The organism is Paenibacillus oryzisoli, from assembly GCF_001653565.1.
In the GTDB taxonomy this organism is placed as follows: domain Bacteria; phylum Bacillota; class Bacilli; order Paenibacillales; family NBRC-103111; genus Paenibacillus_E; species Paenibacillus_E oryzisoli.
The window spans coordinates 110,857-132,283 of record NZ_LYPB01000047.1; the positions used below are offsets into that span (position 1 = coordinate 110,857).

Sequence of the window (21,427 nt, forward strand, 5' to 3'; positions counted from 1 at the left end):
CTCCATCTACATGATGTCATGTCTCACCTTGGTCGTTGGTTTCAATTTTACACAAAAGATAAGGAATCCCCCTCTATCTGGTAGAGATGAGGATTCCTCCTGAAATATACGGTTTCTATTTATTCAACAAACGATAGATAACAACTGCGGCTTCAGCACGTGTGGAATTCGCATTTGGATTAAATACGTTGCCTTCCTCACCAATAACAATGCCTTCATTTGCTGCAAGCGCAACGCCAGCTTTCAATGATGTGTTAATTGCGTTCACATCCGTGAATCCTTTGAGCGCTTCGTCAACCTTAGCTGGGCTCAATGAAATCCCTTTAAGTGCAAGTGCTCTAGCGGACATTACGGCCATTTCAGCACGTGTAATGTTGCCATTCGGGTCAAACTTGCCTTCTTCTTTCCCGTTTACGATACCATTCTTAACAGCAGAAGCCACGTAGACTTTGAACCAGTCGGAATCATTGACGTCAGTAAAGTTCTCAGTTGCTGTTGCACTTTCTAGTGAGAACGTTTTGACGATCATTTTCGCGAATTCTGCACGTGTTACTTGTCCGTTCGGTACGAAAGATTGATCTGCACGACCTTCTAGGATACCTTTGGATGCGGCAACTTGAATTTGTCTGCCAGCCCATGCTTTAACGGAAGCTGTGTCGCCGAATTCAACTTTATTCTCAACTACTGTATAGGTGGAGAATCCTGTACGTAGTGCATTAAGAACACCATTCTCATAGCTGCCACCGTAGAATTCTAATTTGCCATCTACGATTTTGGCTAGGGATAACAATTCTGTATCGTATTTGCTGCCGTTAGGAACTGGAATCGTCACTTCAACAGGTGTATTGAAGTTACTGATATTCTTGCCACCAGATGTAAATTCGAATTCGTAAACCCCAGCTGCTACAGGCAATTGTGTTGCACTTGTTGCAACTTTGGAATCTTGACTAGTTACTTTAAGAGAAGTATCAGCACCAAATTCGTTAGGATTCACGCCAAGTGAAAGACCGTTCATTGCAATCGCTACTGTGCCAACACCATTAGCAATGGCCGCATCCAACAATGCTTTCCCTAACGGGATTTCCGTTGTTTTGGCAGAGATTGAACCGAAATCAAGTGTAAGTTGAATCTTTTCCGCTGTCGCATTAGGATTCAATTGTTTCAATTGATCGTTAAGCACTTTCGCTTTTCCAGCAATATCTTTCATCTTGCCTGCTAGCTCAGTCGCATTTAGCGTTGGTTTCGCCGTGTCGCCTTCAACTTTAATCGACTTGTTCAGATCAAATGTAGCTAGTTCACGAATGGCATTGGCTACTGCTTCTTGTGCTTTACGGAAAATTTCTTGTTTCTTTTCTTCTGATGCACCTTCAAGCTGACCTTTTAGAGCATTTAGTTCTTTTGCTGCTTCTAGATCCGGTGTATTAACTGAACCACCACCACCACCTATAGCAGTATCATCTGTTTTCGACAATGTAAGCGTAGGTGAAATATATAGAAGTAGTCCGAACTTAGAATCACGTGCTTGGATAATACCAGTTCCGTAGTTTCCACCGTCAAGAACTAGCTTACCACCTTCGTATTTCACGCCTGTTCCGCTGTGAAGGGACCATTCAATAAAACTACTTGTTGGTACACCGAGTACTGATAATGAGCCAGGTGCGACGGATATCGAAGTAGATGCACCTGGTGTATAAATGATTTTATCCGCAAGTACATTTCTCAAACCAGCTGAAATAACAGCTTTAGATGCTAATTTGGCTTGTGCACCCTGAGCAGGATTATTTAGTTCAAAATAGTTGGAAACATTTTCTTGAATCTCATTAAGGTCCTCAAGGTCAATATCATATAAGGACAAGAAATTACTTAAAGGTAGATCTTTCGTTAAAACGTCATTTCTAACTACGGTGTTCATAGCAACAACTATTGGATCTAAACTTTCCGTCGCAAACGCATCAAGCACGCCTAACTTTAGAGTAGTTTGATTGGACTCGTTCTTTAAAGCTTCAATGACTTTATCTTGGAATTCAACTATGCTTTGTTTGCTCAACCCGCCAACTTGACCAATGATCGGAAGATCAACTGCGGCAAATAAAGTATTAATTGCAGTTCTAACATCCTCATTATTAATCAAATCTTCTATAGCCGCGCCAGATCCATCATAGAACAGGTCCAGACTATTAAAGAGTGCAAATACGGAGCTAACATTAACCGTCAAGTGCTTGGCATTCACTTTCGCAGCAACTTTCGTCCATACAGGCCCAAGAATTGCTTTCATCTCGACATCTGTAAAAGTATGTGCCGCGATATTATCTCTAGTCGCCTTAACATCTGCAATTCCTTGTGTATCTCTTGCAAGTTCAGTGCGCAGGGCATTCAGTTGATCTTGAACAGTAGCAGCAGAAGCCACACCCGCCGTAATCCCTAATTTGTTAGCTAGACCTTTCTCACTCAATGGAAGTCCAGCAATGGATGCAAACATGATGCTCGCTGCCAAAGTTGTAACCGTTAATTTCTTTTTCATCGTCATGCTAAAATTCACCTCTTTAAATTAGTTGTCTTGCTTTTATTTAGATTTCCAAAACTGAAACCACTTGGGTTTCGACCAAACAGGGGAATGCGTTTCAATCGATAGGTTATGTATGATCCTGTTGGCATTGTTTTGAAAAGAAACCACAATTCCTTGCCCTAGTTCTGAACGCAAAGCTTCATAGCCTTCGGCCAGTGCAAACCCACGATTTGTCGTGTTGTGTGCGTCTGACGAAATAAAATGTGCTAAGTGATTCCTGCATAAATCAAATGACAGTGATTCAATGGACTTGCCGAAGTGACCGAGCAGGGAATGAGCTGTCACTTGACTCAAAGCACCTAACTGCACTAATTGGAGCAACTTCGTAGGATCCTGGGCAATCTCACGATTGCGCTCCGGGTGTGCAATGATAGGTACGATATCCAGCAGCAGCAGTTCGTGCAAGACCTCATCAATTCCCGAAGGGATGCGATCCGATGGGAATTCCAAAAGGACGTAGCGTGAACCATCTAACGTGATGGCGCGCCCCGCTTCTAGATCGTCCATTAATTCTCGGTAGACGCGAATCTCTTGACCAGGATGGATATGAAGAGGAATATCCCTCCTGTTGAGCTCCGCTTGCAACAAATTCACTTGCTCTATAACTAAAGTTGCATCGTTGGTGAATCTACCATTTTCATGATGGGGAGTAGCAATTACTGTATGTATTCCTTGTTCCACGGCTGCCCTTGCCATGAGAACGGCTTGTTCCAGATCAGATGCCCCATCATCTAAATCTGGCAGAATATGACTATGTATGTCAATCATAGGAAACCCCAATCACGAAAACAAACAGGATGATTTCGACAAAAAATTTGGATAATAATCATTTTTCTCGTATATCTCGTACACAAAGTGTATCATATATACGATGTGTTGCCTACCTTACGGACTAGGTACCAAGTACCAAAAATTACGAATTTTATGGAATATTTATGAAATTTTCGCCTTTGTAATAGTTCCGAATTTTATGCGCAATTTATGCGGATTCTCTTACGAACTGCTAGAATAGACTAAAATATCCTATTTTCCCATTTGATTCGACAAAGTTCTACAAACTACCTTTATTTTTCGACATTATTCACCGTTGTGTAAAATGCTGAATTTTCTGTAAACTATAGTTTACAATTCCCCCGAAATGTTACTAACAAAAAATAAGCCTCTTTAAATTTTTTTTACAAAAGAGGCTTCGAATACGGATTTCATCGCAATTATTTCTTCATTTTCATCATATCGCACAGGCCTACGAAGAAAACAACAATGGTCGTGAGTACGATTAGTCTGAAATCCCATGCATTCGGAAAATCATTCATTTTGGTATCCGTCGCACGTAAAATAAGAACAAAAAACAATAAGAGTAAATCGAAAAACATGCAGTAAGCCATTCTTGCAGAGAGCTTGTGAAGTGGGAGTTTGTCCATCATCTTGCCGAAACCAAATAGATCGCTCCACTTTCCTGATTCAGACTTCGACTTCTGGGGGGTGTTGTCTATATCCTCTTGTTTATCAGCGATCGGCTTTGGCTCGGTTGACATGTTCCGTGCCAACTCCTTGTAATGACTCGACTGCATCCTTCCACATCAGAACAGCACCAGTGAAGCTTACACCTGCAATGAAAATCCCCCCCAAAGGTGATAAAAGCTTCATCTCCAAGGTCAAGATGATAGCTAGAAAGCTGACTACGAATAAAATATACGCGCCTGTTATTTTCATTGAGTTTCCTGCCATAATCTTCTACACCTCCCTTATATGAAGCTAAAGTAGTATATGAGAGATTACTAGATTTCGTGTTAGGCAACAATCAGCATCCTTTGCACAGCAAAAAGACCTAAGGGGTCGTCACCCTCTCAGGTCTTTGGCTTCAAGTCTTTCGCCTATCTATTCAATAAGCTTCCTACATATCGGAGTAATTCATTCGCGCAAACCGGGCAATATCCGTGCTCATCGATGAGCTGCTTCGTCACATCATTAATTTTCTTCAATTGCTTCTCGTCTGGTGTTTTCGTAGAGGTCGTAATCTTCACGATGTCCTTCAGATCAGTGAATAGTTTCTTCTCAATCGCCTCGCGCAGCCGTTCGTGACTGTTATATTCGAATCTTCTGCCCTTGCGTGAGTACGAGGAGATGCGGATCAATATTTCTTCGCGGAACGCTTTCTTCGCATTCTCCGAGATGCCAATCTGCTCTTCAATTGAACGCATGAGGCGCTCATCTGGATCCATTTCCTCGCCAGTCAGCGGATCCTTGATTTTACCCCAATTGCAGTACGCTTCAATATTATCCAAGTAGTTGTCGAAAATAGTTCTAGCCGACTCCTCGAAGGAGTAGACGAACGCTTTCTGCACTTCTTTCTTGGCAATATCGTCGTATTCCTTACGGGCAACCGAGATGAAATTGAGGAATCGCTCCCGCTCATCCTTCGTAATGGATGGATGCTGATCCAGCCCGTCTTTCAAAGCTCGCAGCACATCTAGGGCATTGATACATTGAAGATCCTGACGGATCAAGGCGCTTGAAATTCGGTTAATAACATACCGCGGATCAATGCCGCTCATGCCTTCTTCTTGATACTCATTCTGCATTTCCTTCAGATCTGCCTCTTTGTAACCCTCGACAACTTCCCCGTCGTACATGCGCATTTTCTTGATCAAATCCATCCCTTGCTTCTTCGTTTCCTTCAAACGCGTCAGAATCGAGAAGATTGCGGCCACACGCAGCGCATGGGGTGCAATATGGATGTGTGACATATCACTCTGTCCGATAAGTTTGTAGTAAATTTTCTCTTCATCGGATACACGCAGATTATAAGGGATCGGCATAACAATCATACGAGACTGTAAGGCCTCATTTTTCTTATTCGCGATAAAGGACTTATACTCGGTTTCATTCGTATGGGCGATAATCAACTCGTCGGCACTAATTAGGGCGAAGCGACCCGCTTTGAAATTCCCCTCTTGTGTAAGTGAGAGTAGATTCCAGAGGAATTTCTCATCACACTTCAGCATTTCCTGGAACTCCATGATCCCCCTATTCGCCTTATTCAGCTCCCCATCGAAGCGATACGCCCGCGGATCTGACTCTGAACCGAACTCTGTAATCGTTGAAAAGTCAATGCTTCCCGTTAAGTCTGCGATATCCTGCGATTTGGGGTCTGAAGGACTGAACGTACCAATCCCTACCCGGCCTTCCTCGGAAACAAAAACACGCTCCACATGCACATCTTCAATACAACCGTTGTACTCCGTTTTCAATCGCATTTGGCACGATGGGCATAAGCTGCCTTCAATTTTCACATTTAACTCGCGCTCAATCTCTGGTCGCAACTCCATCGGAATTAAATGTAGCGGTTCTTCATGCATCGGACACCCTTTGATCGCGTAGACAGCCCCTAGATCTGTTTTGGCAAACTGCTCTAACCCACGTTTCAGCATGGTCACGATTGTGGATTTCCCACCGCTTACAGGACCCATTAGCAACAAAATACGTTTGCGAACATCCAATCGACGGGCAGCGGAGTGGAAATATTCTTCCACTAGCTTCTCAACGGCACGATCCAGGCCAAAGATCTCTTGGTTGAAAAATTTGTAGGATTTGTGGCCAACTTGATCGTTGATACCTTGCGAAGCAATCATGTCATAGACCCTCGAATGCGCAGTTCTTGCGAGTCCAGGATTACTGCGAAGCAATTCTATGTACTCCGCGAACGTACCGGTCCAGCTCAATGAATCCTTCTCCGTACGATGCTCTGAAATTCTTTTGAATATGTCCATGGGTACCTCCTTTCACTGCTGCCTTTAATGGCAATAGGTCAGCTCGTGATGGTGAATTGTGTACTACAATCCTATGCACCCATGAGGGATAACTTGCCCGAAATTTTTAATTGTCACGGAATTCTCTCAGATCGATTTATGAAAATGGAAATGACTAGGAATCACAGTCAACGTTCCCTATTTTCTGAAAATGTGATACGTGGAGCCCGCTTCAACTTGAAATTCTATAACCGTATGATCTCTGTCCACCCGTATGTCTTCTCCGTCACAACGCACCTGAACAGCTTCGCCCGTGCGTACTCTACAAGTGCCAGAACACGCAGCATGTATAACTGCTTCCGATAATCGGCCTTCGGACCACCTAAGATCAATCACATACCCATTACGACCTCTCAAGCCGCTCACAGCCCCTTGTGACCACGCAGACGGCAGAGCAGGGAGCAAACTTAGCTCATCCGCATGTGACTGCAGCAGCATCTCCACGATACCAGCCGTAGCCCCGAAATTACCGTCTATTTGAAAAGGAGGATGGGCATCAAAAAGGTTGGGATATGTTGACTTGCGCAGCATATGACTCAAGTGCGCATGCGACTGTTCGCCATCCTCAAGTCTTGCGTACATATTAACGATCCAGGCGCTGCTCCAGCCCGTATGCCCGCCTCCGTGTGCCAACCGGCGCTCTAGGGTCGCAGCAGCAGCCATGGCTAATTCCGGCGTGCGATGAGGGCTGATTTGTGTGCCAGGATGCAGCGCAAACAACTGTGAAATATGACGATGCCCTGGATCTTCCTCCGCATAGTCCTCTAACCATTCCATGATCTGCCCGTGTTTGCCGATCTGAGGCTTAGGCAGCCGCGCTAGCAGCGCAGCGAGCTGATCCCGGAACTCCGCATCCACTTGAAGCTGCTCACAGCTCTGGATACATGCCGTGAACAGGGCATGGATTATCTGTGAATCCATAGCCGGCCCCATCGTCAATGCCCCTCTAGTCCCATCCGTTAATAGGTATACATTCTCGGGTGAGACCGAGGGACCTGTCACAAGCAGTCCATTCGGCGCCTCCACCAAATAATCTACGAAGAAAGCCGCGGCTTCCTTCAAGATCGGGTATGCTCTCCCCCGTAAGAAATCCTTATCCGCCGTAAACAGAAACTGCTCCCACAGATGTAGACTTAACCAAGCCGCTCCCATCGGCCATATGACGCAAGTCGGAAATAAACCCTCTGGTCTTGTTTCTCCCCAAATATTCGTGTTGTGATGGGCGACGAAACCAGAGCAGCCATATAGCTCTCTTGCGGTTTGCCGACCACTCACTTGCATGCGTTCAATATGATCAAATAAGGGCTGGTGACACTCGGATAGTCCACATACTTCAGCTGGCCAATAGTTCATTTGCGTATTGATATTGATTGTGTATTTGGACTCCCAAGGCGGTGTAAAACTGTCATTCCAGATTCCCTGCAGGTTCGCCGGCAAGCAGCCAGGACGGGAGCTCGCGATTAGCAAATACCGCCCGAAGTGAAAGTACAGCTCCATCAATCCAACATCCACATGCGCATGTGATTCTTGCAGCAGCTTCAGCCGTTGATCCGTAGGCAAGGCGTCTAACGGGTCATGCTCAGTGAGTTGCAGACTCACCCGATTGAACAAACGCTGATAATCCTGAATATGCCGGTGCTCTAGTTCTTCCGAATTAAACTGCTCTGCGGCCGCGATATGCAGCTGACAGGCAGCTAATGGGTTCGACTCACGAAAGGTACTCGCTGCAGCAAGCAGCAACGTCACGGAACTGGCCCCTTCTACAGACAAGAAGTCACCAATGACAGAGACAGTGCCGCCCTCAGCTTTTGCTTTCAGCACACAGGCATATTCGACACCGTGCTTCCCACATTCGCCGCCCATCCAGATGCTGTCAGCAGATAACCTGCCTGATTCTCCCTCGTAGGGTCTGCGATTCAGATTCGCCGAGAAGTTCAGCTGCCCTGGTTGATCACATGCCAGTCGGATAACAATCACTTGATCAGGGTAACTGGCATACATCGTACGACGATAGGTAATTCCACCTACCTTATAGCTCGTCCGAGCTATGGCATTCTTGACATCCAACTCTCGCCGATACGCTTCTACTTCACCCTTTTGGTCATGAAAATAAAGCCTCAGGTCTCCCAAAGGTTGATACGGATTATAATATTTTGGCGTGGAGAAAAGAGCCATTCGCGTTAATCGCGTGGCCTCCTCCACCTTCCCTTCAAAAAGCATCTCCCGAATTCCCTCCAAATGACGGGAACCATCGGGATTAATCCCATCCTTAGGACCTCCGTACCAGATGGAATCTTCATTTAACTGAATGCGTTCCTCCTGTACGTGACCGAAAATCATCCCGCCTAACCGACCGTTTCCGATCGGAAGCGCCTCCACCCACAACTTAGCAGGCTGCAGATACCACAGTTTCTCACGATTGTTCAAGAATACGCCCCCTATCCAACATTTGGCTTATCACTCTGTTTAGGCGATGCAGGCATCACCATGATCATTTTGGTCCCTTGCTCAGCCACGCTTTCAATCTTGAGTCCATAGCTCTCTCCATAGACCATTTGAATACGGCGATGGACGTTCAGCACACCTATGCCACCCTTTTTGCCTGCTTCATCTGTATCCGCCAACCGATTTGCATTCAATTTCGCTTGGAGCTGCGTTAATTTGGCCTCCGTCATCCCTGATCCATTATCCTCAACACTGATCCAGAAAATCCCGTCAATAACGCCTCCGTCAATGCGAACGAAGTGATAATCTTCCAACCCGTCAGGAAAGGCATGTTGAAACACATTTTCGACTAAAGGCTGGAGGGTCAAACGAACCATGACATGAAGCAGATACTCCGGTTTTATTGCTACATCAATCTCGAAATCACGGCCGATTCTGTGCTTCAGAACAACAATATAATACAAAACATGCTTCAATTCGTTAGCAACGGTAATCTCCTCGAGATTCGTTTGAACCGAGTAACGCAGCATGTACGCCAATGCCTTCACAATTTCAGATATCTCTTCTGATTCTTGAATCGTGGCATAGCAAACAATGGTCTCGAGTGTGTTGTACATAAAATGTGGATTGATCTGCAGCTGCAGGGATTGATACTCCGCTTTCTGACGTTCCATTCGAATCTCAGAGTTGCTGATTTCAACCTGCACCACGCGGTCAACGGCTTCGGATAGCCTTGTCACCATCACATTGTACCGAACCATCAATTCTACGATTTCGTCCCGGTGCGGAGGCAGCGGGATCATCGCCCAGTTCCCCTTCTCCGTCTCCCGCATGCCAGACTTGAGCGTCTGAATCGGCTTCGCCAGCGACCTGCCGAACCGGAACGCCAAGAGCATTGCAAGAATCAGGGTCAGAATCCCCACAACAATTGTCGTCGTGCGGATGTTCATAATCGGCTTGCGCAGCTCGCTCAAAGGCATGGAGACGATCAACTGCCAGCCCGAGTAATCGGACGTACGGCTCACATACAATCGCTCGTCCCCTTCAAAATCATCCACGAACGAGTGCGTACCCGATGCTTCGAGCCTTTGTATAAAAGTCGCCGGCGCACGCTTCCCGACTTTGCTGCTCTCCGGGTGATACACGTAATTCCCTCGACCATCGAGAATGAACATGTAGCCATACTTGCCCAAATCAATCCCTTTCCAGAGCGCCGATAGGTCGGCAGATCTCATCTCGATGGCGAGGAGTCCGTTCAAATCGGGGGAGGTAAACCCGCGGATGCGGCGCACCACCGTAAGCATTTGATTTTCTTGCCCCTCAATAATCGTATGGTTCAACATCGTCAGACTTCCGTCAGCCCTTGTGTTGGCAAGAAAATAGTCCCGTTGCTTTTGAATATCGTTTTTCTGAAAAGACTGCTCATTCACGCCGTTATAGTAATAAAGCGCATTCAGCTTATCGCTGATCAAATAAATCGCCGTCAACTTCGGATTTCGTATAAACAAGGGTTCTACGCTGAAATTGCGGATATTGCTGCGAAACATATAGAAATCGTACTCCTCGCGGTTGACCGGCATATCAATAAATTCCATGATCTGGCGGTTTGTCAGCAGTGAGACGATTGTGCGTTCATAATCTAATAAATATAAATCGGTATGGTGAACTGCGTTGCCGACAATCTGGTTCATCTGATTTTCAACCATTTCATCCAACTCGCTGGAGGTTGTCATGTAGGTGATCACACCAACACTGCTCAAGGAAAAAATAATGACAATCAAAAAATAGACAACGATTTTCTTCGTTAGCCCCTGGATTCTCATTTTATCCCCAAGCCTGCTCGGAATTCGGATGGCGATTGACCTACTACTTTTTTGAACGTTTTCGTAAAATGCGGATAATCGTCGTATCCGACCTCAGCAGCCACATCCACGATGCGGATATGAGGTATCATGAGCATTTCTTTCGCTTTCTCCATGCGTTTATTAATGCGGTAATGGACGAACGTTTCTTGGGTTAGTTTTTTAAAAAGAGAGCTGAAATATGTCGGAGTCAAGCCCACCATGGCCGCCACATCATCCAGCGAGATGTCCTCCGAGAGATGGGTGTCGATATACACCTTGGCTTCCTCCAACGGATCTTTGTAGATGCCGCTCCGCGCTGTCTGAAGCCCCTTCACCATCTCCTGAATCCCTTGCTCAAAGCTATCGAGCGCATCCTCCGTACGGTCCGCCTGCAAATAATTCGGCAGCACGGTCGGAGAGTAATTGCGTGCTTGTAACCGCTTTACAAGTACCATATGACAATCGTCCAACAGCTCTTTCAGCTGGGCTAAGGTTAACTCGGTCGACAGGCAATGTTCTCTCCAGCGGTGCATTAGGCTCTTTAACTCTTCGCTTTGCAGCCCCCAGACGCGCTGTTCCAGCTCATCCATCCATTCAATGAAGCGGGACGGAGGCAAGTAGTTTTGTGACGTTTTTTTGATCAATTGATCAATCATCGCATGCACATCTGATTTGGTCGCCGGTTTGAGCAAATAGTACCGAACGCCATAGTTCATGCTTTTCTGCGCGTAATCAAAATCGTTGTAGCCGGAAATAACGACCACCTTAATGTGCGGATAGTCCCGGTGCAGAATGCGGCACAGCTCCAGTCCGTCCATTTTCGGCATGCGAATGTCCGTCAGTACCAGATCTGGCTCGAGGGCCTTGATGCTGGCCAATGCTGCTTCGCCATTCTCGGCTGTTTGAATCTTGGTAAAAGAAGGGTTGTACAATTCCGCCATCTTGACCAGCCCTCTGCGTATAACAGGTTCATCATCTACGATTAATACATGCATACCCAGCCCCCCTTTAATCATGTGTACGAACGATGCCTTTAATGATACCTTACAGAGACAGGTTCCACAACGCGAAATCCCGCGTACATGGAACCTGCAGTTCGGTGCTCGCCCCACGCTACAAGCGGGTTTGTGCGAATTTCCACGATATGGTGCTGTAGGACTGTGGAACAGCCTGATTGTCGCCGAAAAGCTCGCCGGCGTAACTTCCGTCAGGCTGCCGGGTTACCCGCGCCTTCCACCAGCTGCAAGCACCTTCCTCGTACGCGAACGTCTCGCCGTCATCGTCATACAGCGTACCTTCACCTGCCTCTTCGCCGAAATGGACGAAGGTCAGAGGAACAGGGCTGCCGGACTCTGGCACATGCAGCAGGCTCGGCATCATCGGAATGACGGATCCGCTGCGCACGAAGATTGGCATCGATTCAAGCCCTGCATGAATCAGCACGATTCGTCCGCCCTCATAACGCCTGCCGGTTTCCAGTCCATACCAGACACCAGCAGGCAGCAGCACATCCCGCTCCGTCTCTCCGGCTACGAGAGGTGCAATCAAGAGGGAATCGCCCATCATATATTGATCGTCCCATTCGCGGACCGTTTTCTTGCCGTAAGCGGCGTCGGTTGTATTTAAAACTTCCTGTTCGAACTCAGCCAGATGGCCTTCCGCCGCCGCGATCTCCGCTGGCGACATCACCAGCGGCATTGCCCGAAAAGGAGGAATCCCGGTTTCCCTATAGGCGGCAAAGACCGTATATAAATAGGGCAGAAGCCTCATCCGCAGCTCAATGTAATGGCGCACGATGCTTTCCACTTCGGGGTAAGACCATGGCTTCGTCCCGTCTCCCCATGCATTCAACATGGCCAGCGAAGAGAAGCACACCGTCTGCATGCGCCGCACCCAATCTTCTGCGCTGACCGCTCGGCGTACTTCCGGCGTCCACAACAGCCCGCTGAACGAAGCGTTGCACAGCGCCCGAACGAACTGCTTATGATCGTACAAATCCGAATAGAGCACATACGGCATCGTTGAAGCCGCCGCACCCGATGCCCGCACGAGACCGTACGTTCGCTGGTTTTTGCTTCGATATAGGTCGCTCGTCATCTTCTGGAACATCAGGCCGTACAGTTGCCTCATTTGCTCGCCGTCGAGTCCTGAAGGAAACTTGGCATGCGCCGGGAACATCCACGAATTGCGCGTCAACTCGCTGCCATCGCACTCATCGAGCTTATAGCCGGACACGCCCAAGTTGACATGCTCCGTTTCATGCACATGTTTGTATTGCTCAACAGCTTCGGCCATCGCATAATCGGGCGCAATGCCGCCCCACACGGTATGGCTGCCAGCGTAAGGGCGCAGCTTTTCGTAGCTTTTACTATTCGGCGAGACAAAAGGATGCTCCCACAAATTCACGCGCATACCTTTTGCGCGAAGCTGCTGCACGAACGTCCCCGGCGACGGGAATCGGCTTGCTTCCCATTCATAGCTGACCGGATAGCTCTGGCTGTGCCAGCCCGGTTCAAGCCCGATCACATCACAGGGGATGCCGCGTACACGGAACTGCTCCGCTTCGTCCAGTACCTGCTCGTCGGTGTACAGCGTCGGCACGCGGTGCCAGAAGCCGAGTCCCCATTTCGGCGGAAGGACGCCGCCTCCGCAGAACAAATTGTAGCGGGCCACTACGTCCCCTAAGGAGGGCCCGCCGAAGACGTAGACATCAGCGCCTTCGCTCGGCAGCCTAAGCTCGACGCGGGCGGCTCGCGGCGTTGCCGTCCAACCCGCGTCAGTGTTGCGGTCGCGGACATGCTCGGGGCACGTGTCCGCCAATTCCAAGGTCGAGCCGCAATGCATCGTCACGATCCGGGACGTATCTACCAGGACGCCGTAGCCGCGGTCGCTCGCATAGAACGGAACCGGCGCATGCGTTTCGCCCGTGTCCTGCTTCGGATCGCTATTGACCCGAAGGTAACGGGTTCTGCCCCGCTGATTCATGCGCATCAGTTGCAACCCCGTTCCATACAGCTTCTCCGCTGTTGTCAGCGGGAAGGAAACGATCAGGCCATCACGGATTTCTTCAATGTGAACCTGTTCCCAGTCAAACGGCGGTTGCACGTCCGGCATTTGCTTCAGCGCAGTCTCGCGAGGCTGCGCTTTCATGAAAGAAAGCGGCGTAATTCCCTTTGCTGCCTGGAGGGACATGCGCCAGATGCCCGGCGCTGCTAGTGACCAGCCTGTTGCCATCATGTTGTGATCTCTCCGTTCTCCGTAATCTGCGGAACATGAATTGTTTGCGTTAGTCCCGTATCGCTTGCCACACACGCATAGTGAACCAGCGCTTGCGTTTTGAGATAATCTTGACCGCTGGTTTCCGATTCGCGCTGCTCCTGCAGCGACGCTAAAAACTCAGTCAATGTATCCGTTTCGTCAATGCCGCTAAAGTCCTCGACCTTGATGCATGTTTGATCACGGATAACGTATATCTCCTTGTCCCTTACTTCGAGTGCGCCCTCTGTGCCTTCAATACGCCAATTGCCGCTCCATGGCGTCTCCGTGCCCTTGGATGCAATTGACGCCTGATAGGCCGCTGTAATGCCACCTTCCAGCTCGATAAACGCATAGGCATTCAGAGTGGCTCCCTCTTCCAGCCAGCCGTTCACCGGATTGAACAGCTTTGCCTGAATCGCTGTTCCTTCCTTTCCTGTAAAATAGCGAAGCAAATCAAAATGATGAACACCAATATCGTCAAGAATGCGAACCGTATATCGTCGCTGAACTTGATGGTAGCGGTAAAATTGAATGTCCAGCGACGACAAGGCGCCAATGGCTCCCGCGTCGATCAGCTGCTTTGTTTTGCGAATATAAGGCATTCTTCGATAATTCTCCGCAATCATGAAAGGGATGCGTTCCCGTGCCGCTCGCGCCACAATCTGAATTGAATCCTGATAATTAAAGGAGATCGGTTTCTCGCATAGGACAGCGAGCCCACGGTCAAAAGCAGCCGCATTTACCTTCGTATGCATCATAGGCGACGTCACATTCACGAGAAAATCCGCACGAGTCTTATCCAGCGCTTCCTCCAGTGACGTATAAAAAGGAAACGGATCGTCCCCCATCTTCTCCTTCATGGAAGGATCGACTTCCACCACGGCAGCGAGCAACCCTCTTTCTCTCAGCCGTTTGTACCAGCTAAAACCGGCAGAACCTAAACCAACGAGTATTGCCTTCATCTTCTGTCCATCCTCCTAAGCTTGAAGTGGAATCACCATGTTCCACGTGTTCTCTGCATGCCGGAAGCCTCCCGGCCCGTCTGCGACGGCCGCAAACAGGTGAGTAGCCCGTCCATTCTGAAACAGCAGGAACGGCCGCTCCAAGTTCCCCATTGTCTGAACGTTGCCGTCATCCCACCGAACCGTCCGTGAATACGCTTGCGGTTCCTCCGCCAAGCGCCAATCCCGGCCATTGGATGAAACGGCATGAATGCCGCCATGCTTCTCCCCACAGAGCGTCCCTTCCATGTCTTTGGCTATTAATTCGTAACCATCGGCAGTTTTCCATATAAAAGGATCTTCAATATGAAATTTGGCCGGCGGGAAAATTGGTTCCTCCGATATAACATGGTACGGTCCCTGCCAATGTTCCGCAGCTGCCGCTCCAATCGTCATTCCCCCATGTATGTTGCCTTCATACTCACGCGCTTTGTAGACGAGCAGCACCGAACCATCCTCGTGAATGCACGGCGCCGGATTCGAGGTCAGGTAGCTGTCGAAGTGCCCGGGCCGAACCGGAAGAATCGGTTGATCGAAGCGCCTCCATGGCCCGTAGACACTCTTCGCTACCGCTAGTCCGACTCGTTTATTCGAACGGGCAACGATGCAGCGAGGATCCTCCAGTCCAAACCCATCGCCAGGGACCTGATCCGCTAACGGATGGGTCGATCCCATATAATACAGCAGATAATGATCGTCATGCTTCACAATGTGCGGGTTATGTGTGCTGCGGCCATCCCAGTATTCCGCACCTCTGCCAGGCAGAACAACCTCTTCAAACGCATACGGCCCCTCCGGCGTATCAGATACAGCCCTTACAATCTCGGACGCTACCAGCCAGCCTGGATGCATCGGCAACGTTTTCGGCCATCGAGAAGCAAACATGTGATACCGTCCATCCTCTCCTTGGACAACCGACCCGCACCAAACCCAGTATCCCTCCATGCGAAACCCGCCTTCGCGCGGAGCCGGGAGCATTCGTTCTGCAAGACTTGCCATCACCTTCACACTCCTCCCTGTCGAATATTGCCTTCATTATAAAATATTACGACGAATCAGGAAGGCAAATTCTTACGCAGCTATGTCTTTTTTTACGAATTCTGCCCAATAGCCAGAATAGCCTAGGGCATATCATGCCCCAGGCTCTCTCTGTTTTACTTCCTATCAATCAGGATAGCGCCATCCTTCTTGTTCCAGCGATCTGTCGCTTCTTTAATAATGTCGTTGCCGCCCTTGCTCTTATATTCCTCGATGACCTTCGGCCAGTCCGAAATCGGTTCCTTGCCGTAAATCATTTTGATCATATGATCGACGACCACTTTCGGGCCAACGTCAGGTTGTGGCGCAGCCAAATCCGGATATTTGGAGAATGTGCTAAGCTCCGGATAGAACCCGATGCCCGACAAGCCCTCTTTCGATAAAACGTCATTGAACGCTTTGAGCGTTGTTTTGCCGTTGTCGTCAAGTTGCAGTCTCATCTTGTTGTAGGTAGAATCGTGCACGGCCCACAGCGTGCCGCTGCGCCAGCCTTCCTCATCCGTCTCTTCGGCTGTTTTCGGGAATTTGTAGTTAATTGCTCCGCTGCTGTCTTTCGTATAGGTATCGCCTTCAATCCCTACGGAGAAGAAAGTTTCCGCTTCTGGCGTTACCATCCAGTCAAACGTTTTAATAATATCCGCAGCCTTCTCAGGCTTCACATTTTTATTTACGAAGAAGGAGCGAATCACCGGCGAATAGAAGAAATAACCGCCTTTTCCTTCTGGCCCTTTCGGCGATGGAATGATATCAACTTTGGATCCAGGAACCGCTTGTTGAATCTTCGTACGGTAGCCTGGCAAACCTGATCCGTTCTGCGACCAGCTGCCCGCTTTGCCAGACTCGATGCTCTTGCCGAAATCTGTTGAGGAAATCGTTGCAAACTCCTTGGAGATCAAGCCCTCGTCATACATCGTTTTGTAGACGGTAAGCGCTTTTTCCATATTTTCGACATCGAAGAATTTCGGTACGATCTGGCCGTTCACAAGCTCGAACTGGTCTTTGTACGGAAGAACATCGAATGCGCCAAGAATGACATCGGCATATTTGAAGTTTTCCCGCATTTGATAAGGCTGCTCGACACCCAGCTTCTTGAACGCTCTTAACACATTCAGGAACTCGTCGACTGTTTTCGGCGCTGGAAGCCCCGTCTTCTCCAACAAGTCGGTTCTCATGTAAGTTCCGCGACGGGAAGGGTTGCTTAAGAACTCAGGAACTGCGTAAATTTTGCCTTGATAGGACACCGTGTCCCAAGCCGCCTTAGGAACTTGCTTCATCAAATTCGGCGCATACTTCTGCAGTAAATCATCCAGCGGCATAAACACGCCGTTTTCAACGGAACCGGACATGGATTTACTGCCTGGGCCCCCGATACTTCCAACAACATCCGGAATGTCATTGCCTGCAAACATTAAGCCGAACTTGGAATCCTCCAGCACCTTAAGATCAACGTCCGTGTTGGTCATCTCCTCCAACTTCAGCACCCATTTATCCTTGTTAATGTCAGGAACGCGCGTATGGTAGCCTGTGCTGACGGTCGTGGGAAGCACCATCGAAAACTTCGTCGCCTCTTTCTTGACATTCGTGCTGGCCGACGGTTGGGCGGATGATCCGCTTTCCGAGCTTTTGTTCGATGAACAAGCCGGAAGCACAGCGGCGGTGAGTATTACGGCCATGGATAAACTAAGAACTTTTTTCATACAACCCCTGCTTTCATCTGTATTTGAAAACGGTTACATTACAACTTTATTATAGGATGTTTTCATAATATTTGTATGTGATTCCTTATGTTAGGTTGTCATTTCTTGCGATTTGAGCCTTTCGCTCTACAGCTTGCCGAGATGCAATACGCCTTTCTTGGCGTTGTAACGCTCTGTAGCTTCTTTGATGATCTCGTTGCCGCCTTTGCTCTTGTACTCTTCAATCACTTTCGGCCAATCGGAGATCGGTTCTTTACCGTAAATCATTTTAATCATATGATCAATAATGATCTTCGGCGGCGCGTCTGAGCCTGGCGAAGCGGCATCCGGGAACTTCGCATTCGCCACGAGATCTGGCGCAAAGCCGATTCCGGAGAGCCCTTCCTTCGCCAAAATCTTGTCAAACGCATTCAAAATGTAAGGGCCGTTCGGGTCCGACTGCATTTTCAGCCTGTTCACCGTACTCTCGTGTGCGGAATGAAGCGTGCCTCGGAAGTCCTGCTCTTCCAGACCTTCCTTCGTGGTCGGCTCCTTGTAATTGATTTTGCCATCAACAACTGTGTACGTATCCCCTTCAACGCCGTAAGTGAAGAACTTGTACGCTTCGTCCGAAGACATCCAGTCAAAATACTTCACAATCGCCGCAGCTGTCTCCGGCTTCACATTCTTGTTGATATAGTGCGCACTCGTCACTGGCAAATACATCAGATAGCCGCCTTTGCCCTCAGGCCCGATAGGCGACGGAATAACATCAACCTTGGCGCCTTGCACCGCGTTTGGAATGTTCGTGCGGAAATCGTTCAAGGAAACGAGATTGGATGACCAAATACCCACTTCTCCGGACCGAATCGACTTCAGCCAATCCGTTGACGAAACCGTTGCGAACTCTTTCGCCATCAAGCCTTCGTCCAACATTGTTTTGTAAACAGTTAACGCCTTGGTCATATTCTCGACATCAAAAAATTTCGGTACCACTTGGCCGTTCACGACCTCAAACTGCTCCTTATACGGCAGTACGTCGTAAGCACCGAGAATCGTATCGGCGTACTTCAGATTCTCCCTGCCTCCGTACGGAAACTTGACACCCATCTCTTTAAATTTGCGGAGCACATTCAGAAATTCGTCCACGGTTTTCGGCGGTTGAAGACCTGCTTTCTCCAGCAAATCTGATCGAATGAACGTTGTGCGTCGCGACGGATTGTTGAGCCAGTTCGGAATGCCGTAAATTTTGCCGTTGTACGAGACCGCATCCCAAGCTTCCTTCGGTACGTTCTTCATCAAATTCGGCGCGTTCTGCTTCAGCAAATCGTCCAGCGGCTGGAACATGCCTGCTTCAACGGAGCCTGACATCGCGCTATCCGTCGCTGTGCCCAAGCTCCCCACTACATCAGGGATTTCGTTGCTGGCAAACATGATACCCATTTTGCTTGTTTCGACGACTTTGACAGTCAAATCTGTATTCGTGAGCTCTTCCAATTTCTTAACCCACTTGTCGTTGTTAATGTCAACCCGGGTGTGGTAGCCAGTATTCGACGTGGTGGGATAAGAAATCGAGAACTTCGTCGGCGGCTTCTTCACCGCTTCCGTTGGAGCCGCCGAAGCCGGCGGCGACGAGTTTGCGGGATTGCCGGTAGAACACCCTGCCAAAACAGTACTAACGGTCAGCAATCCTGCAAGCACGATCCCTGCTGTCTTTTTCAAAAGAACCCCCTTCTTTCTGAACATATTGTGGATGAACGCGTTTCCAATTTCATCTTATACAGACGCCGAAAGCTTGGGAATTGGTAATTTTACGATACTCATGTATTTTCTTGCGTTTTTTTGTTTATTGAAAGTTACGACTTTACAGAGCCAACCATCATCCCTTGAATGAAATGCTTTTGCAAGAACGGATACACAAGAAGGATCGGCACTGTTGCTACAACAATGACCGCCATCTTAATGCCTTCCGGCGACAAAAACATCAGCAGCTCCGAAGTAACGTCGGATTGGCCGAACTGGTCGGTGAAGACAATTTCTCGCAAACGCACCTGCAAAGGAATCCATTGCCGAACGTTGATGTAATACACAGCGTCGGCATACCGATTCCAGTGTGCGACGGCATACATGATGCCCATTGTCGCCATGGCTGGCTTGGATAAAGGAAGCACGATCTTCCACAATATACGAAACTCCCCGCACCCGTCAATTTTGGCAGAATCGAGCAGCTCGACGGGCAGATTGACGAAAAAGGAGCGCATGACGAACAAATTAAACGAGCTGATCGCCATCGGCAGCATTAACGCCCATAACGTATTTAGGAGACCCAACTGCTTCACCAACAAATAGTTCGGAATCAGCGGAGCGCTGAAAATGAGTGTAATTAACACCATAATCAGAATAACCTTCCGATACAGATACTCCGGCCGGGATAGCGGATAAGCCAACGTTGTCGTCATAACCAGATTGATCAGCGTCCCGAAAACCGTAATGATGACGCTGTTGCGAAAGCCGGTCCAAATCGTCGGATCCTTCATAATCAGCTTATAGCTGCCTGTTGTGAAACCGACCGGCCATATCCCTACTGCTCCAGCATTAATCGCCACATTGTTGCTGAACGACTGTGCAATAATGTTGAGCAGGGGAAGAATCATACTGAGGCCCAAGAGCCCCAACAGAACAATATTTACAATATTAAAAATTTTATGCCCTCTTGTCATAATCATCGGCGAAATCCTCCTTCAAGTGCCGGTTTAATACAAGCCTTCGCCCGTTAATTTCTTGCTAAATATGTTGCTGGACATGATAAGCAATAAGCCGACAACGGACTTGAACAGCCCGATCGCCGTCGTATAGCTGTATTGGCGATCAACAAGACCTGCTCGATAAACGAACGTATCGATAATTTCACCGTTCTGATTATTCAGTGGATTCAGGAAAACGAATACGCGTTCAAATCCGAAATCCAAAAAGTTTCCGATATGCAGCAGAAACAGGATGACGATAGTTCCCAAGATGCTAGGAATTGTAATCGCAGTCACTTGCCGCAGCCGACTGGCTCCGTCAATTTGAGCGGCTTCGTACAAGTCCGGGTTAATACCAGCCATTGCCGCCAAATAAATAATCGTGCCCCAACCGCTGTCCTTCCATACGCCGGAGGCGATCAGAATCGGTCGAATATATTCATTTTCCCCAAGAAAATAGATCGGGTCGATTCCGAAGAGCCCCAGGACATGGTTCACGATCCCCGTTGACGGTGAGAGCACCCCGACGACGACCCCACCAACGATAACCCAGGACAGGAAGTGCGGCATATACACCACGGTTTGAACGACTCGTTTATAAGCCATTAGGCGCAATTCATTAATCAGCAGCGCCAATATGATCGGAATCGGAAAAGCAAAGCATAAATCATACAAACCAATAAGAATCGTATTCTTCAAAATCTGCAAAAACTCTGTGTACTGGAACATCCGTTGAAAGTTGTCCAGTCCCACCCACGGGCTGTTCTTAATCCCTTTGAAGATGTTGTAGTTCTGAAAAGCGATCATGGAACCGAACAGCGGGATATATTTAAAGAGCAGGAAATAAATGATTCCCGGAATGGAAATGACATAGATCGGCCAATGCTTTCGCATGAAAACCCACTTCTGTCGTTGTGATGAGAACGTATAATTGCTTCGATCGGATGCCTGAATTTTACTGGCCATATTCTCCTCCCCTTCGTGTATGCTGCAGCATGTTTACCTCTTCATCTTACAGGGGATGGCGCGTGTCAGCGATGGTGAAA

Annotated in this window: 15 protein-coding genes; all 15 read right to left on the reverse strand. The window is 48.4% G+C overall.

Translation table 11 applies throughout. From position 1 onward, the window contains the following. Window positions 1-115 precede the first annotated feature (115 nt). The 15 genes from A8708_RS04605 to A8708_RS04675 all read right to left on the reverse strand — a co-directional run bounded on the left by A8708_RS04605 (window position 116) and on the right by A8708_RS04675 (window position 21,347). Window positions 116-2,527 carry an S-layer homology domain-containing protein gene (locus A8708_RS04605; RefSeq protein ID WP_068662341.1) on the reverse strand — a complete coding sequence of 804 codons (2,412 nt, stop codon included), beginning with the start codon at window positions 2,525-2,527 and terminating at the stop codon, window positions 116-118. 36 nt (window positions 2,528-2,563) lie between these two features. After that, window positions 2,564-3,334, reverse strand: coding sequence for a tyrosine-protein phosphatase (locus A8708_RS04610; protein ID WP_068662342.1), 771 nt, complete (start codon window positions 3,332-3,334; stop codon window positions 2,564-2,566). Between the two features lie 443 nt (window positions 3,335-3,777). Further along, window positions 3,778-4,101 carry a hypothetical protein gene (locus A8708_RS04615; protein ID WP_068662343.1) on the reverse strand — a complete coding sequence of 108 codons (324 nt, stop codon included), beginning with the start codon at window positions 4,099-4,101 and terminating at the stop codon, window positions 3,778-3,780. Further along, window positions 4,073-4,294, reverse strand: a complete 222-nt coding sequence (locus A8708_RS04620) for a hypothetical protein (protein ID WP_068662344.1) — start codon at window positions 4,292-4,294, stop codon at window positions 4,073-4,075. The genes A8708_RS04615 and A8708_RS04620 overlap by 29 nt, the downstream gene beginning before the upstream one ends. 146 nt (window positions 4,295-4,440) lie before the next feature. Beyond that, the gene (locus A8708_RS04625; protein ID WP_068662345.1) at window positions 4,441-6,336 is read right to left on the reverse strand and encodes a PrkA family serine protein kinase; all 1,896 of its coding nucleotides are present in this window, start codon (window positions 6,334-6,336) and stop codon (window positions 4,441-4,443) included. A gap of 177 nt (window positions 6,337-6,513) precedes the next feature. Next, on the reverse strand, window positions 6,514-8,802 hold the full coding sequence (locus A8708_RS04630) for a glycoside hydrolase family 95 protein (protein ID WP_082927273.1): 2,289 nt from the start codon (window positions 8,800-8,802) through the stop codon (window positions 6,514-6,516). Window positions 8,803-8,813: 11 nt separating this feature from the next. Then, window positions 8,814-10,643 carry a sensor histidine kinase gene (locus A8708_RS04635; RefSeq protein WP_068662347.1) on the reverse strand — a complete coding sequence of 610 codons (1,830 nt, stop codon included), beginning with the start codon at window positions 10,641-10,643 and terminating at the stop codon, window positions 8,814-8,816. Beyond that, window positions 10,640-11,659: a response regulator transcription factor gene (locus A8708_RS04640; RefSeq protein ID WP_068662348.1), complete on the reverse strand. Its 1,020-nt coding sequence runs from the start codon at window positions 11,657-11,659 to the stop codon at window positions 10,640-10,642. Before A8708_RS04640 ends, A8708_RS04635 begins: the two co-directional genes overlap by 4 nt. Before the next feature lie 118 nt (window positions 11,660-11,777). After that, on the reverse strand, window positions 11,778-13,901 hold the full coding sequence (locus tag A8708_RS04645) for a glycoside hydrolase family 31 protein (protein WP_068662349.1): 2,124 nt from the start codon (window positions 13,899-13,901) through the stop codon (window positions 11,778-11,780). Then, complete coding sequence (locus tag A8708_RS04650; protein WP_068662350.1) at window positions 13,898-14,884, reverse strand: Gfo/Idh/MocA family protein; 987 nt, start codon at window positions 14,882-14,884, stop codon at window positions 13,898-13,900. The genes A8708_RS04645 and A8708_RS04650 overlap by 4 nt, the downstream gene beginning before the upstream one ends. 15 nt (window positions 14,885-14,899) lie before the next feature. Continuing rightward, window positions 14,900-15,922, reverse strand: a complete 1,023-nt coding sequence (locus tag A8708_RS04655) for a glycoside hydrolase family protein (RefSeq protein WP_204787463.1) — start codon at window positions 15,920-15,922, stop codon at window positions 14,900-14,902. 155 nt (window positions 15,923-16,077) lie between these two features. Beyond that, window positions 16,078-17,634, reverse strand: coding sequence for a type 2 periplasmic-binding domain-containing protein (locus A8708_RS04660; RefSeq protein ID WP_239696535.1), 1,557 nt, complete (start codon window positions 17,632-17,634; stop codon window positions 16,078-16,080). Window positions 17,635-17,784: 150 nt separating this feature from the next. Continuing rightward, window positions 17,785-19,359, reverse strand: coding sequence for an extracellular solute-binding protein (locus A8708_RS04665; RefSeq protein WP_068662352.1), 1,575 nt, complete (start codon window positions 19,357-19,359; stop codon window positions 17,785-17,787). A gap of 134 nt (window positions 19,360-19,493) precedes the next feature. After that, window positions 19,494-20,363 carry a carbohydrate ABC transporter permease gene (locus A8708_RS04670; protein ID WP_068662353.1) on the reverse strand — a complete coding sequence of 290 codons (870 nt, stop codon included), beginning with the start codon at window positions 20,361-20,363 and terminating at the stop codon, window positions 19,494-19,496. A 27-nt stretch (window positions 20,364-20,390) separates the two neighbouring features. Then, window positions 20,391-21,347 (reverse strand): ABC transporter permease, encoded by a 957-nt coding sequence (locus tag A8708_RS04675; RefSeq protein WP_068662354.1) that lies wholly within the window; start codon window positions 21,345-21,347, stop codon window positions 20,391-20,393. Window positions 21,348-21,427: the final 80 nt, after the last annotated feature.

Bases quoted from the DNA above. Each gene is read 5' to 3' on its own strand.
- A8708_RS04605 (WP_068662341.1), bottom strand. From the start codon at position 2,527: ATGACGATGAAAAAGAAATTAACGGTTACAACTTTGGCAGCGAGCATC.
- A8708_RS04610 (WP_068662342.1), bottom strand. From the start codon at position 3,334: ATGATTGACATACATAGTCATATTCTGCCAGATTTAGATGATGGGGCA.
- A8708_RS04615 (WP_068662343.1), bottom strand. From the start codon at position 4,101: ATGTCAACCGAGCCAAAGCCGATCGCTGATAAACAAGAGGATATAGAC.
- A8708_RS04620 (WP_068662344.1), bottom strand. From the start codon at position 4,294: ATGGCAGGAAACTCAATGAAAATAACAGGCGCGTATATTTTATTCGTA.
- A8708_RS04625 (WP_068662345.1), bottom strand. From the start codon at position 6,336: ATGGACATATTCAAAAGAATTTCAGAGCATCGTACGGAGAAGGATTCA.
- A8708_RS04635 (WP_068662347.1), bottom strand. From the start codon at position 10,643: ATGAGAATCCAGGGGCTAACGAAGAAAATCGTTGTCTATTTTTTGATT.
- A8708_RS04640 (WP_068662348.1), bottom strand. From the start codon at position 11,659: ATGCATGTATTAATCGTAGATGATGAACCTGTTATACGCAGAGGGCTG.
- A8708_RS04645 (WP_068662349.1), bottom strand. From the start codon at position 13,901: ATGATGGCAACAGGCTGGTCACTAGCAGCGCCGGGCATCTGGCGCATG.
- A8708_RS04650 (WP_068662350.1), bottom strand. From the start codon at position 14,884: ATGAAGGCAATACTCGTTGGTTTAGGTTCTGCCGGTTTTAGCTGGTAC.
- A8708_RS04655 (WP_204787463.1), bottom strand. From the start codon at position 15,922: ATGGCAAGTCTTGCAGAACGAATGCTCCCGGCTCCGCGCGAAGGCGGG.
- A8708_RS04660 (WP_239696535.1), bottom strand. From the start codon at position 17,634: ATGGCCGTAATACTCACCGCCGCTGTGCTTCCGGCTTGTTCATCGAAC.
- A8708_RS04670 (WP_068662353.1), bottom strand. From the start codon at position 20,363: ATGATTATGACAAGAGGGCATAAAATTTTTAATATTGTAAATATTGTT.
- A8708_RS04675 (WP_068662354.1), bottom strand. From the start codon at position 21,347: ATGGCCAGTAAAATTCAGGCATCCGATCGAAGCAATTATACGTTCTCA.